The 13364-nt window shown below is 57.6% G+C and carries 14 protein-coding genes; 6 read left to right on the plus strand and 8 right to left on the minus strand.

Annotated features, from left to right (window positions below):
* Window positions 1-79: 79 nt before the first annotated feature.
* A complete protein-coding gene (locus GKG36_RS01915) occupies window positions 80-484 on the minus strand; it encodes a hypothetical protein (RefSeq protein WP_154258808.1) in 405 nt (134 codons plus the stop codon).
* 68 nt (window positions 485-552) lie between these two features.
* On the opposite strand from GKG36_RS01915, the gene GKG36_RS01920 reads away from it, so the two are divergent.
* The 3 genes from GKG36_RS01920 (at window position 553) to GKG36_RS01930 (ending at window position 4162) form a co-directional block, all read left to right on the plus strand.
* Window positions 553-1923 (plus strand): sodium-dependent transporter, encoded by a 1371-nt coding sequence (locus GKG36_RS01920; RefSeq protein ID WP_005941251.1) that lies wholly within the window; start codon window positions 553-555, stop codon window positions 1921-1923.
* A gap of 216 nt (window positions 1924-2139) precedes the next feature.
* The gene (locus GKG36_RS01925; protein ID WP_005941248.1) at window positions 2140-2862 is read left to right on the plus strand and encodes a LytTR family DNA-binding domain-containing protein; all 723 of its coding nucleotides are present in this window, start codon (window positions 2140-2142) and stop codon (window positions 2860-2862) included.
* A complete protein-coding gene (locus GKG36_RS01930; protein ID WP_154258810.1) occupies window positions 2855-4162 on the plus strand; it encodes a sensor histidine kinase in 1308 nt (435 codons plus the stop codon). The genes GKG36_RS01925 and GKG36_RS01930 overlap by 8 nt, the downstream gene beginning before the upstream one ends.
* A 417-nt stretch (window positions 4163-4579) precedes the next feature.
* Here GKG36_RS01930 and GKG36_RS01935 read toward each other — a convergent pair whose 3' ends face one another.
* The 3 genes from GKG36_RS01935 to GKG36_RS01945 are packed head-to-tail and all read right to left on the minus strand — an operon-like array spanning window position 4580 to window position 6744.
* The gene (locus GKG36_RS01935; protein ID WP_097774892.1) at window positions 4580-5017 is read right to left on the minus strand and encodes an aspartate carbamoyltransferase regulatory subunit; all 438 of its coding nucleotides are present in this window, start codon (window positions 5015-5017) and stop codon (window positions 4580-4582) included.
* A gap of 1 nt (window position 5018) precedes the next feature.
* On the minus strand, window positions 5019-5960 hold the full coding sequence (gene pyrB, locus GKG36_RS01940) for an aspartate carbamoyltransferase (protein WP_154258812.1): 942 nt from the start codon (window positions 5958-5960) through the stop codon (window positions 5019-5021).
* A 28-nt stretch (window positions 5961-5988) separates the two neighbouring features.
* Window positions 5989-6744 carry a GntR family transcriptional regulator gene (locus GKG36_RS01945; RefSeq protein WP_154258814.1) on the minus strand — a complete coding sequence of 252 codons (756 nt, stop codon included), beginning with the start codon at window positions 6742-6744 and terminating at the stop codon, window positions 5989-5991.
* 197 nt (window positions 6745-6941) lie between these two features.
* Here GKG36_RS01945 and GKG36_RS01950 point away from each other — a divergent pair, with 197 nt between their 5' ends.
* Together GKG36_RS01950 and GKG36_RS01955 are read left to right on the plus strand one after the other, a co-directional pair.
* On the plus strand, window positions 6942-7490 hold the full coding sequence (locus tag GKG36_RS01950) for a GNAT family N-acetyltransferase (protein ID WP_097774894.1): 549 nt from the start codon (window positions 6942-6944) through the stop codon (window positions 7488-7490).
* Window positions 7491-7697: 207 nt separating this feature from the next.
* Window positions 7698-7835 carry a hypothetical protein gene (locus GKG36_RS01955; protein ID WP_154255424.1) on the plus strand — a complete coding sequence of 46 codons (138 nt, stop codon included), beginning with the start codon at window positions 7698-7700 and terminating at the stop codon, window positions 7833-7835.
* 134 nt (window positions 7836-7969) lie between these two features.
* Here the strand turns inward: GKG36_RS01955 and GKG36_RS01960 are convergent, their stop codons facing one another.
* The 4 genes from GKG36_RS01960 to GKG36_RS01975 form a co-directional block, all read right to left on the minus strand.
* Window positions 7970-9337, minus strand: coding sequence for an MATE family efflux transporter (locus GKG36_RS01960; protein ID WP_097774895.1), 1368 nt, complete (start codon window positions 9335-9337; stop codon window positions 7970-7972).
* A 234-nt stretch (window positions 9338-9571) separates the two neighbouring features.
* Complete coding sequence (locus tag GKG36_RS01965; protein ID WP_097774896.1) at window positions 9572-9913, minus strand: type II toxin-antitoxin system RelE/ParE family toxin; 342 nt, start codon at window positions 9911-9913, stop codon at window positions 9572-9574.
* The gene (locus GKG36_RS01970; RefSeq protein WP_097774897.1) at window positions 9903-10163 is read right to left on the minus strand and encodes a type II toxin-antitoxin system prevent-host-death family antitoxin; all 261 of its coding nucleotides are present in this window, start codon (window positions 10161-10163) and stop codon (window positions 9903-9905) included. Before GKG36_RS01970 ends, GKG36_RS01965 begins: the two co-directional genes overlap by 11 nt.
* 133 nt (window positions 10164-10296) lie before the next feature.
* The gene (locus tag GKG36_RS01975; RefSeq protein ID WP_154258816.1) at window positions 10297-12309 is read right to left on the minus strand and encodes a TIM-barrel domain-containing protein; all 2013 of its coding nucleotides are present in this window, start codon (window positions 12307-12309) and stop codon (window positions 10297-10299) included.
* 328 nt (window positions 12310-12637) lie between these two features.
* On the opposite strand from GKG36_RS01975, the gene GKG36_RS01980 reads away from it, so the two are divergent.
* Entirely contained in the window at window positions 12638-13261 is a 624-nt protein-coding gene (locus tag GKG36_RS01980; protein ID WP_005941208.1) for a sugar transferase, read from the plus strand.
* Window positions 13262-13364 lie beyond the last annotated feature (103 nt).

The following is a 13364-nucleotide window of genomic DNA, read 5'->3' on the forward strand; positions in this document are numbered from 1 at the left end:
GTGTTGAACGATGTTCTGCAGCTGTTCGTCATTGTTGGCGGTACAGTTGGGATTACATTTCAGATCGCATGGGCAATCTTCAAAGAGATCCATAACAATAAGAAATGACCGCCCCAGTCTCCAAACGGTGAGCGGTCATTCTTCTTATTGACCAATTAGCCGGAGGAAGCTGACCATTGCGGACAGCACCTTCTCTATTTGTAGTATAGTTTCTTTTTGCTGGTTTGTCAAGAGATGCTTCTCGGCTGCTATGCAAGGCATTTTTATATAAGTGAATAACTGTCAGCTCTTCACCTTTCAGGTGAGAAAAATTGCAGTCCGCCGCAAATACACCGAAAACGGACGCACCTGCAACGAAAATTGCGGTACGACCCTGCGGCAGGACGGGCTGTACACGCGGGAAAGACAAAGAATACTTTTGACAGCAAAAGTTCATCTCACTGAAGCGCCCCTGTTCTTCGACCAAATTTGTGCTATAATACAAAAGCAACGCTTCGCTCGGCCCCGCAAAGGGCAGGGCAGAGCAGAACGGAAAACAAGGAGTTTGGAATCATGGAAAGAGAAAAACTGAAGTCCCGGCTGGGCTTCATTCTGCTTTCGGCGGGCTGTGCCATCGGCATTGGCAACGTGTGGAAGTTCCCTTATATTGCAGGTCAAGGCGGCGGCGGCGCGTTCGTGCTGTTCTACCTGATCTTCCTCATCATTCTGGGCCTGCCCATCATGACCATGGAGTTTGCGGTGGGCCGCGCTTCCCGCAAAAGCCCGGTGCGGGCCTATCAGGCACTGGAAAAGCCGGGCCAGAAGTGGCACATCCACGGCTACCTCACCCTCATTGGCTGCTATCTGCTCATGATGTTCTACACCACCGTGGCAGGCTGGATGCTGCACTATTTCTACATGACCGCCACCGGTAAGCTGGCAGGCCTGAACGCCGATCAAGTGGCTGGCAAGTTTACCGAAATGCTGGCAGACCCCGGCGTGATGACCTTTTGGATGGTGTTCGTGGTGGCACTGGGCATCTTTGTATGCGCCAAGGGCCTGCAGAACGGCCTTGAGCGCGTGACCAAGGTCATGATGATCGCCCTGCTGGTGATCATGGTGGTGCTGGCCGTCAACAGCCTGTTCATGCCCGGCGCAAAGGAAGGCCTGAGCTTCTTCCTCGTGCCCGACTTCGGGCGTATGAAAGAGGTGGGCGTGGTCAACACGCTGGTGTCCGCCATGAATCAGGCCTTCTTCACCCTGAGCCTTGGCATTGGCGCAATGTCCATCTTTGGCAGCTACATCGGCAAGGAGCACTCCCTGCTGGGCGAGTCCGCCCGCATCGTGGTGCTGGATACCTTCGTGGCCATCACCGCCGGTCTCATCATCTTTCCGGCCTGCTTCACCTACGGTGTGGACCAGACCAGCGGCCCCAGCCTGATCTTCATTACCCTGCCCAACATCTTTGCCAACATGGCCATGGGCCGGTTGTGGGGCTCCCTGTTCTTCCTGTTCATGGCCTTTGCGGCGCTTTCCACCGTGCTGGCCGTGTTCGAGAACATCATCTGCTGCGGCATGGAGCTGACCGGCTGCAGCCGCAAGAAATCCAGTCTGGTGAACTTCGTGCTCATCACTCTGCTTTCGCTGCCCTGCGTGCTGGGCTACAACGTGTGGGCATGGGACGGCTTTGCCGTGTTCGGCGGCGCTGTGCTGGATTTGGAGGACTTCCTCGTGAGCAACCTGTTCCTGCCGCTGGGCAGCTTGGTGTACCTGCTGTTCTGCGTTACCAAGTACGGCTGGGGCTGGGACAACTATAAAAAGGAAGTCAACACCGGCAAGGGCCTCAAGATGCACGACTGGATGCGCGGCTACCTGACCTGCGTGCTGCCGGTGATCGTGCTGTTCATCTTTGCTTTTGGCATCTACGATAAATTTTTTGCGTAAATAAATAACTTCTACCTCTCTGTAATCTTCGGTGACAACTCACCCAAAGGGAGAAGACCGGACGGAAAGATGCACTTTGCATGGACTGCCAAGGGCTCCCACTTTGGGGGAGCTGGCAAACCCGAAAGGGTTTGACTGAGAGGGCAAGCAGGTTAACGACAGGCTCCTCCTATTCCATCAATAAGAGGGGCCTTTTGCGGCAGAAAGGAACCTTCCATGCATATCCTGATCTGTGACGACGATGCGGCGTTCGGCGCGCGCATGGCAGAATATGTCACCGTCTACTTTACCGCCCGCAGCGTGCAGGTGCACACCGCCGTCTGCACCAGCGCAGCCGAGGTGCTTGCAACGCCGGGGCTGGAGCTGTATCAGCTGGCGTTTCTGGATGTGGACATGCCCGGTGCAAACGGCATGGTGCTGGGCCGTCAGCTCAAGCAGAAGTGCCCCGGCCTGATGCTGGTGTATGTTTCGGCCTATCTGGAATTTGCGCTGGAAGGCTACACGGTGAACGCCTACCGCTACCTGCTCAAGCGGGACATTGCGCGCACCCTGCCCAAGTGTCTGGACGACCTGCTTGCCGCCCTGACCGACCAGCGCAAGACCCTGACGGTGCACCACAACCGCACCGAAACGGAAATTCCGCTGGATCAGATCTATTATCTGGAAAGCGACCTGCGCCAGATCAACGTCTACGGCGACATTGCCCGCCGGCCCATCTGCACCTACTACGGCAAAATCGCCGACCTGCCGCCCATGCTCTACGAGAACGGCTTTTTGCAGGTGAGCCGCAGCGATGTGGTGAACATGAAATATGTGCGCAGCATCCGCAGCTACCGCGCCCTGCTGAAAAACGGGGTGGAGCTGAGCGTGAGCCGCGCAGGCTATGCGGCCATCCAGAACGCATATCTGGAATGGAAGGGGCAGTATGTGGATGAGTGATGCATTTGCGGAAATGATGCTGGGGCATCTGGTGTGTCTGGTCCAGGGGAACGCCTTTATTCTGGTGGAGTGGGCCTATCTGGGCAGAGGAAAACTGCGCTGGCCGGTTCTGTGGGCAGAGCTGCTGTGTATGGGGCAGCTGGGCCTGTCACTCGCAACAGGAATGTCATTTTTCAATGTGCAGAGCGTCCTGCTCAATGTGCTGTACCTTTTTGTTACGGCGCAGCTGTTTGGCGGAACCTTTGCCGATAAGCTCACCGCCTGCCTGATCAACGGCACCATGTGCCTGCTGGTGGAGAACACGGTCAACTATACCTACTCCTGGTTCACCGGAGTGCGCACCGGCGAAGCATGGCAGCACACCGGCTGCCTGATCGCGCTGTGCGCCGCGAACCTTATCGTGGGTGCAGCAGTTGCGCATTCCCTGTACAGCTGGAACCAGAAGTGTGCTCTGCAGCCGCTGCAGGCGCTGGTGATGTCCTTTTTCCCCGGGGTGGCTGTGGTGCTGAACATCGTGCTGATGGTCACAGGGACCCAGCAGCCCGCTACCCGGATGACCATGCTGCTCACCTTTGGCATGAGCGTGGCGGTGCTGGTGCATATCGCCATCGTGCAGATGTTCAACGATCAGGTGGTGCAGCGGCAGAACTCCCGCTACCGTGCTCAGCTGGAACAGCAGCGTGCCGAAGCCCTGCTGGATTCCTACACGGAACAGCGCCGCCTGACCCACGAGTTCACCAACCACATGACAGCCCTTACCGCCCTGCTGGATCAGGGAGACCTGAAAGGCGCACAGGCCTACATTGCCAGCGTGAGCAAAACGGTGGCGGCGGGCACCACCATCATGGATACCCACAACCCGCTGCTGGATTCCATTCTGAGCAAAAAATACGAAGAAGCGGCAAAAGTTGGCGTGAACATTTACTTTGACCTGTGCGATCTCAAGCGGATGCCCTTCGACAGCATGGATATGGTCATCGTGCTCTCCAACCTTCTGGACAACGCCACCCGCGCCGCAGCGCAGGCCCTGCCGCCGGAGGTGCATGTGCGCATCCGCAAAACGCCGGAAGAATATCTGATCTCGGTGCGCAACCGCGTGCAGGAAGACCTGCTGCTGGAAGAGGGCAAGGTGCCCGGCACCACCAAAAAGGAGAGCGGCCACGGCATGGGCCTTGCCAACGTGCAGGACGTGCTGCGCAAGTACGGTGCCGAGTACACCGTGAGCTGCCGCGACCGGTGGTTTCGGTTTACCTGCGCCATCCCGTGCGCAGTTCATGACATGAGCACCGACAATTTATGACATGTTCTGTGCAACAGGCACGCAACAATGCTATACTAAGGCCAGTAAAGGTGACCTCCTGCCGGGGCAGGGCGGATTTGCGGCCAAAGGAAGACCTGGTGAAGCTTTGCCCCCTGTGCAGTGATCCGGGCAGCGGTGCGTGTTAAGCTGCTCTGTTTTCCCTTTGCTCTTCGCTGTGCAGTCCTCATGCGCTGCGCAGCTCATCTGGCGGGGCTTTCAACGGCGAACTTTGGGGTTTGCTGCTGATAAAGTCACTCGGTACGTCGCATTTCTGTCCGGCAGGTGCTGCTTGTGGGAATGGAGCATCTGCCGCACAGGGCATTTGCGTCGGTGAGAGTTCCGTCAGATTTTTTTATTGCAAAAAAAGAGCTGCTGTACGGCAAAATTGCCTGATACAGCAGCTCTTTTTCTGTGTCGTTATTCCGGCTTTACCTGCAGCTCCTGCTCGCAGTAGATGCAGCGGTATTTGCCGTTGGAGCTCAGCTCAAAGATCTGGTCGCACTCTTCCTCAATGGAGGAGATGCAGCGGGGGTTGCGGCATTTTACAATGTTCACAAGGCGCTTGGGGGGCATCGGCTTTTCCTTGCGCACGGCCTTGCCGTTTTCAATGATGGTCACGCTGATGCCCGGGTCAAGGTAGGCCAGCACATCCAGGTTCAGCCAGGAAGCATCGCCCTCCACCTTGATGATGTCCTTGCGGCCGCTGGCGGTCTTGTTGCTGCGTGCATTCTGGATCAGCGCCACGCTGGCGGTGCGGTTGCCCGCAATGCCCAGCAGGTCCATCAGGCCAATGGCGGTGCCTGCCTTGATGTGGTCGATCACGATTCCGTTCTGAATTTCATCGATGTTCAGCATATCAGTTCTCCTCCTTAGGTGCCTTGGGGTCGCGCAGGCCCAGCAGGGTCATGATCAGTGCCATACGCACATACACGCCGTTCTGCACCTGCTCAAAGTAGGCGGCGCGGGGATCGTCATCCACGTCCAGTGCGATCTCGTTGACGCGGGGCAGGGGATGCAGCACAGCCATATCCGGCTTTGCAAGGCTCATCTTTTCCTTGGTGAGGATGTAGCTGTTCTTCAGGCGGATGTAGTCCTCCTCGTTGAAGAAGCGCTCCTTCTGCACGCGGGTCATGTACAGGATGTCCAGCTCCGACATGGATTCCTCCAGACTGCGGGCCTCCTGGTAGGGGATGCCGTTGGCCTCCAGCACGTCCTTTACGATGTAGTCCGGCACGCGCAGCTCTTCCGGGCTGATGAGCACGAACCGGATGTTCTTGCAGCGGGCCATGGTCTTGATGAGGGAGTGCACGGTGCGGCCGAATTTCAGGTCGCCGCACAGGCCGATGGTCAGGTCATCCAGCCGTCCCATGCGGCGGCGGATGGTCATGAGGTCCGTCAGGGTCTGGGTGGGGTGCTGGTGGCCGCCGTCGCCCGCGTTGATCACCGGGATGCGGGAGTAGCGGGAAGCGCGCAGCGGTGCGCCCTCTTTGGGGTGGCGCATGGCCACGATGTCCGCATAGCAGGACACCACGCGGATGGTGTCGGCAACGCTTTCGCCCTTGCTTGCGCTGGACACGTTCTCACTGGGAAAGCCCAGCACATGGCCGCCAAGGTTCAGCATGGCTGCCTCAAAGGAGAGGCGGGTGCGGGTGGAAGGCTCGTAGAACAGGGTAGCCAGCTTTTTATGCCGGGCCACCTCCTGATACGCGGCCGGGTCGTCATGGATGCGGTCGGCCAGATCAAGCAGCGTGGAGATTTCCTGTTGGGTAAAATCCAACGGGTCGATCAGATGTCGCATGGGTGCATACCTCCGTCAGTTTTTTGGTTTAGAGCAGCTTGCGTAAAATGGAAAAATCAAAGAAGTTTGTGTAGTAGCTCAGCGAACGCATCACCGGGCGGCACAAACGATTGAAACACACTTCGTCCAGCAACAGCATGGCCTCGCCCGGAGCAAGGCGCATGGCGGAGCGGATGGCATCATCGCCGCAGCTTGCCTTCAGGTGGGCGACGTTGGAGGAGATCTGCTGGTGGCACTCCCGTTCCAGAATATCGAACACGCCGCCGGTCAGGTCGATGCGGGTGTAGTCTCTGGCACCGAACAGTGCTCTGGGCAGGTAGTCGATGGAGTAGATCACCGGGGTGGTATCGGCCAGAATGCGCTTTTTGATGCAGATCACGTCGTCGCCCGGCTCAATTTCCAGATCGCGGGCCAGCTCTTCACCGGCACGGATGGGAAATACCTGAATGCCATCGGCGTGGGGGTAGCTGCCAAAGCTGCGGATCAGCGGGTAGTATTCCAGCTTCTGGTCTAGCCGGCTGCGCAGGCTCAGCACTGTACGGTTCACCACCGTGCCAATGCCGCGCACGCGCTCCACATAGCCTGCGCGCTCCATCTCGCTCAAAGCATCGCGGATGACGGTGCGGCTCACGCCCAGCTCAGCGGCAAGATCTACCTCGGCGGGCAGACGGTCGGCCCGGGCATAGCGCCCGGTGCGCAGCTCTTCCAGCAGACTGGCAACGATGCGGTCGCTGATCACAGCACCGCCCAATCGGTTGGAAGAGGTAAGTGCAGATTCCTTCATGGTTCGGTTCCTCCGTTCACGGGCAGGGGATGCGCCCCGCCGGGACTTGAAGCCTGCGCCGCACGGCACCTTTGTGACCACGCCATACGCCGCAGACCCCTTTATACTTTATTATAACATAAATTGACATTTATAAAAGCGGCATTTATACTGGAAACAGCGAAAAAGTATGATTTTATTTTGGAGGGAAACGCAAGATGGAAGTTTTTCTGCACAAGATCTGCGGCCAGCCGGTGCAGCCGCCGGTGTCCATGCAGCTGCGCCGCTGCACGCCGGAGCAGGCCCCGGCGGTGTACGCCTTGCAAAACGAGGTGCGCGCCGCCATGCCGGACCCGGAGCAGTTCGTGCCGGACACGCTGGAAAACATCACGGCCTATGTCCGCAATGACCTGTGCATCGGCGCATGGCAGGGCAGCCGCCTTGGCGGGTATCTCATCGTGCGCTTCTGCGGGCGCAGCGCACACAACTATGCGGCCTTCATGGATGTGCCGCGCACCGAGTGGGAGCACTGGGCCAATGCGGACAGCGCCATTGTCCACGCAGACTTTCGCGGCAACGGCCTGCAACGGCTCATGCTGGAAGCAGCGCTGCCGCTTTTCCCGAAAAAAATCACCCATATCGGTGCTACCGTCAGCCCGCAGAACCAGTACAGCCTGCACAACGCCCTTGCGTCCGGTTTTGCCATCGTCTCCCGGCGGGAAATGTACGGCGGCCACGACCGCTACCTGCTGGCAAAGGAGCTGTAAAAAGTTGTAATTCGTCAAAAAGCATGTTAAACTAAAAACGCCACCCCGAAGGGTGGCGTTAAGGTGCTATCTGCAAGCGCAGGTGGTCATGCTTCCTGCCCGTTATCGCTGCTCTTTCTACATAGAACGAAGCAGAGGTTCCGGGAGTGGAACTTTTTTGCAAAATGAAACTTCCCGGAGCCTTGAAGGCGAAGGGAGGGATATCCGGTGACTCTGTTGGAAACCCTCGCACTGCTCACCTTCATTCTCACACTGTTGGGTCTGATCGTGGACGTGATCCGTCTGGCCGTTGAGGTCATGACAATGTTTTCCAAGCACAAAGCCGATGATAGCAAAAAAGACTGACCGCCCAGCTACCAACTCGTGCGGTCAATCTTTTCTTGACTAAACGGGCAAGGAGCTGACCATTGCGGACAGCGCCTTTTCTGTTTGTAGTATAGTGCTTTTTTCAGGGATTGTCAAGGGCGCAGGGCTTCTCTTTACGCCGCCTGTAGTGTCTGACCTCTCTGGCGCATCTTGTGCCGCACCACCAGCAGGCAGGCCAGATGCACGGCGGCCGTCAGCACCCAGCTGATGGGGTAGCTGATGTACAGCATGAACGGTGTGCGGTTCAGCTGGAAGATGGTGGCGATCCACACCAGCCGCAGCAGGCAGCTGCCCACAAGGCTCACCACCATGGGCAGCACGCTGTAGCCAAGGCCGCGCAGGCTGCTGGCCAGCGTATCCATGATGCCGCACAGCAGGTAGGTGCCGCAGATCACCCGCAGGCGCTCGTATCCGGCGGCGATCACCGCCGCATCCGAGGAGTAGAAGTGCAGCAGCTGGGTGCCTGCCAGCACCGCACCGCCGCCCAGCACCACGCCGGTCACGATGGCGCACAGCAGGCAGTTGAGGACAACACGGTTCAGGTTCTGGTACTTGCGCGCGCCCATGTTCTGGCTGGTAAAGGTGACGGCAGCCTGCGAAAAGGCGTTCATGGCGGTATAGACGAAGCCCTCCAGATTGGCGGAGGCCGAACTGCCTGCCACCACCGTGGAACCAAAGGAGTTGATGGCCGACTGGATGACCACGTTGGACAGGCTGAACACGGTGCTCTGCAGACCGGCAGGCAGGCCGATAAGCAAAATCTGCTTCAAGGCACCCATGTGGAAGCCCAGATGATGCAGATCCAGATGCAGCGCGCCCTCCTCCTTCATCAGCATCCGCGTCACCATGCAGGCGGAAACGGTCTGACTGATGATGGTAGCCAGCGCCACGCCTGCCACGCTCATGGAAAAGCCAATGACGAACACAAGGTTCAGCACCACGTTGATGAGACCGGCTGCTGCCAGACAGTACAGCGGGCGCTTGGTGTCGCCCACGGCGCGCAGCAGCGCACTGCTGAAGTTGTACAGCATGGTCATAGGCATCCCGATGAAATAAATTTTAAGGTACAGCGCAGAGAGGTCGATCACATCCTCCGGGCAGCTCATCAGCTCCAGCAGCCCCCGGGCTGCAAAGAACCCCACCACAGCCAGCAGCACGCCGCTGACAAGGCCCAGCGTCACCGAGGTCTGCACCGTGTCCTGTACGCCGCGGTCATCTTTTGCGCCAAAGCAGCGGGCCGCCACCACGTTTGCGCCCAGCGAAAGCCCTACGAACAGGTTCACCAGCAGGTTGATGAGGGAGCCGTTGGAGCCGACGGCGGCCAGTGCGGTGCTGCCCGCAAAGCGGCCCACGACCACTACGTCCGCAGCGTTGAACAGCAGCTGCAGAATGCTGGAAGCTGCCAGTGGGATGGAGAACAGGATGATCTTTTGGAGCATCGGGCCGCTGGTAAGGTCAGCGGAGCGGCTTGTCTGAGCCATGAGAAAAGTACCTCCTTTTTATCGTTTACGCGGAGAAGCCGTTTTCCGAAGCATTGCACACTGCTTAGGAGGACAGCATCTGAAATGTAAATTTTTCGTAAATAAAGGGAACCGAAGGCATATTATAACGCGCGGCGCAGAAAAATACAAGAGGCACCGCCGAAAAAATGCAAATTCCCGGCGGTGCCGCTTATAAAACGATCAAAAACATTTCTTGAAGCACGGCAGAAGAGTTTATTCTTCCTGCAAAGCGTCCCGGAACAAAACCCGCAGATAATCCCGCCCGCCGTAGAGGACGCGGTCAATATAAATATCGTTCCGAAAAGCATGATAAAAAATCAGATACTTTCCGCTGACGAGAAAGCGCTCATCCAAATAAAGTTCATGATCCAGCGGAGCTACGGAAGAAAGCAATGCACCGCTTTCCGGGAACAGCTTTAATTGTTCAGCAGCATCCATGATGCGGTTCAGAATGCGCTCTGCAGAAGGCAGATTTTGCAAGTCGAACGAGATATAATCCCAGATGTCGTCCAGGTCCTGACGGGAACGAGTTGTATAAATGAGGTTATTTTCCATTGGCTCTTGCGCGGAAATGCGCCCTCATTTCTTCCGGAGTGTAAAGCTTTTCCGTCTCACCAGAGCACCGTCCTTTTGCAATTTCATTCATAAGTCGGATGGTAGCCTGCGTTTTCTCATAATCTTCCATGTCCAGAATGGCATACTTTCCACGGCCGTTTTTGGTAAGAAAAACCGGCGATCCTGCTTCCACATCGCGAAGGACTTCGTTGTAATTCCGCAGGTCAGAAATAGGTTTGATGTTCGGCATAAGATCAACTCCCTTCATCTGTAGTATAACAAATGCTGCTGTGAAATTCAACGTAAAATTTGCAGCTAATAAAAAGTGAGATCCTACAAAAAACCGCCGTCCTGTCGGGCAGCGGTCTTCTGATAAAATAAGCTTACGCTTCCACCGTCTTCCAGTGCTCCGGTGCGGCAAAATCGCTCGTCTCGCCGTCATCGGTGTACATCCGGCAGCGGGCGCTGCCATTTTCGTCCGGGCAGGCCCACAGGGTCAGGCTGGTATCGTCCAGCTGGGCGGTGCAGCTGGCGGGTCTTGCCACCGGCACCGCATGGCCCGGGCGGATGAACAGTAGCACTTCGTCCAATGCGCAGCGGACGTAGTGGTGCCCGGCGGGCAGAAGCTCGGTGTCGTAGTCGTCCACACTGCGGATGCGGTAGAGCTTCATTGCTTCCGGCAGGTAGACATGCCGTCCGCTGGCGTTCTGGGTGTAGACAGGCGCTACCATCACACCCTCGCCCAGCAGCAGCTGGTCCTGCACCTCGCGGGCATCCGGGTCAGCGGGAAAATCAAAGCCCAAGGGCCGGAAGTAGCTGGTATTTTCCAATGCCGCCTTCATGAAGGTACTATAAAGGTAGGGCAGCAGGGCATACCGCAGCCGGAGCATCTTCCGCAGGGCAGGCAGCATATCCGCAAAGCGGTAGTATTCCTGCATCCGGGAGCCGTCGGTGGCGTGGTTGCGCATCAGCGGCGTGAACAGGCCGAACTCCAGCCAGCGCAGAGCCAGATCGGGCGTAGTATCGTAGGAAAAACCGCACAGGTCAGCACCGGTATAAAGAAAGCCGCACAGCTGCACGTTGGGCATCATCTGGATATTGGCCAGAAGCTGTGCCCATGTGGAAGCGTTGTCACCCAGCCAGATGCCGCCGTAGCGGTGGCTGCCGATGAAGCTGGAACGGCTGTAGAGCAGCGTGCGTCTGCCGGGCCGCAGGCGGGCAAAGGCTTCGCCTGCCGCACGGGTCATATTGCCGCCGTAGAGGTTGTGCACCCTGTCATGGCGCACCCGCTGGCCGTCCACATCGTGGTAGAAGCTGGCGTAGTCCTCCGGGGCGTTCATCAGGCCCAGCGCGCCGCCCACCACCTTGCCAAAGAACTCATCCTGCACGATGTTGTCCTTCCGGCTCAGTTCGTCCATGCTCTCAAAGAAAGCCTTGAGCCGCTCGGGTGAGTAAAACAGCGCAGGCTCGTTCATATCGTTCCAGAAGCCCTCGATGCCGCAGTCGGTCAGTGCCTTGTACTGCCGGCCGAACCACTCCCGCACCTCCGGGCGCAGGAAGTCCGCAAAGTAAGCCTTGCCGGGCCACACCGCCGCCACAAAGGGAGTGCCGTCGGCTTTGGTGCAGAAGGAACCGTTTGCAAGGCCCTCGGCACAGACGGGGTTTTCCGGGTCGATGCGCACACCCGCATCGATGATGGGCACCAGCCGGATGCCCTGTGCCTTCAGTTCGGCGCTCAGGGCGGCAAGGTCCGGGAAGCGCTGCTTGTTTACGGTAAAATCCGCGTAGTCCTGCATGTAATCGATGTCCATACAGATCATATCCAGCGGCAGATCGTTCTCTTTGTACTGGCGGGCCACCTCCCGCACGTCCTCAGCGGTCTTGTAGCCAAAGCGGCTCTGTGCAAGACCAAAGGCCCACTTGGGCGGGATATAGCTGCGGCCGATGAGCTGCCGGAACTGGCGGCTGATATCGTTCAGGTCGTTGCCGGTGATGATGTAAAGCTCATGATCCGGCTCTTCGGTGGCAAAGCGCAGGGCATCGTATTCGGTGTAGCCGATATCGTAACGCACTTTGCCCGGGAAATCGATGAACACACCAAAGCATTCACGGCCCACACCGCCGTCAATGAGCAGAAAATTGTGCGCACCATAGTAGGAAAGCTTATCCTCGCTGTGGCGGGCTTCATCGGTGTTGTTGGTCACGTAGTGCCAGCCGCGCTTGTTGATGCCGCGGGGCATTTCGCCCAGGCCGTACACGATGGCATCCGGAGCCATCCGGTAGGCCCAGCCGTCTTCTTCGGCTGTGAGAAAGGGCACCGGCCCGGCGGAAACGGGAATGTCCTGCACCACACTGTCGGTGGGCAGGGGCAGGCCAAAACGGAAACGCTGGATCATAGGAAACCTCCTTGTAGCATCCTTGCCCTCTCCGTCACGCCTTTCGGCGTGCCACCTCTCTCAAAGTGAGAGGTTTTGCCAAAGGCCCCATCTCCGAGGGGGCTGTCGAGCGAAAGCGAGACTGGGGGAGTGGACTTCTCATTTTCTTTATCTTACCCCGGGCCGCGCTGCAAAACAAGAGACAAAACCGGCACTTTTTTGCCACAAAACCGGCAAAACGCAGCCAAAGCATAAAAATATCGGCGGCAGACGGCGGATGCAATTGCAAATTCCGGCCCATACTGTTATACTGGAACTGCTACTTTGAATCGGAAAATGGAGGAAACCCATGTATCGCAATGGAATCAAGCGCCTGCTGGCGGTGGTGCTGTCGCTGTGCGGCATGATCTGCCTGTCCTGGCTTTTTCTCATTCTGGCCGTCGCCATCAAGCTGGACTCGCCCGGCCCGGTGTTCTTCAAACAGAAGCGTGTGGGCATTGGCAAAAAGCACTTTTACATTTTAAAGTTCCGCACCATGCGCATCGACACGCCCCACGATATGCCCACCCATCTGCTGCACGACCCGGACCAGTATATTACCCGCATGGGTCATTTCCTGCGCAAGACCAGTCTGGACGAGCTGCCCCAGCTGTGGAACATCTTTGTGGGCGATATGGCGGTCATCGGCCCGCGGCCTGCTTTGTGGAACCAGTATGATCTGCTGGCAGAGCGCGACAAGTACCATGCAAACGATGTGCGCCCGGGCCTGACCGGCTGGGCACAGATCCATGGCCGCGATGAGCTGGAAATTGCCGAGAAGGCCAAGCTGGACGGCTGGTATGTGGAGCATCTGAGCTTTGGGCTGGATGTGAAATGCTTCTTCGGCACCATTGCCGCGGTGCTTAAGCACGACGGCGTGGTGGAGGGCGGCACCGGCACTCTGCACGAAGAAACAGGCAAAGAGAACCATTAAACATAGCCGCCGCGTGCCGCAACCCGAATATTTTCAGCGGAAAAAGATTTTATGTTTGCAGTTCTGGAAAATCTGCGGATTTTCCAGAACTGTTTTTTCACGG

The organism is Faecalibacterium sp. BIOML-A1 (assembly GCF_009679715.1).
Classification (GTDB): Bacteria; Bacillota; Clostridia; order Oscillospirales; family Ruminococcaceae; genus Faecalibacterium; species Faecalibacterium taiwanense.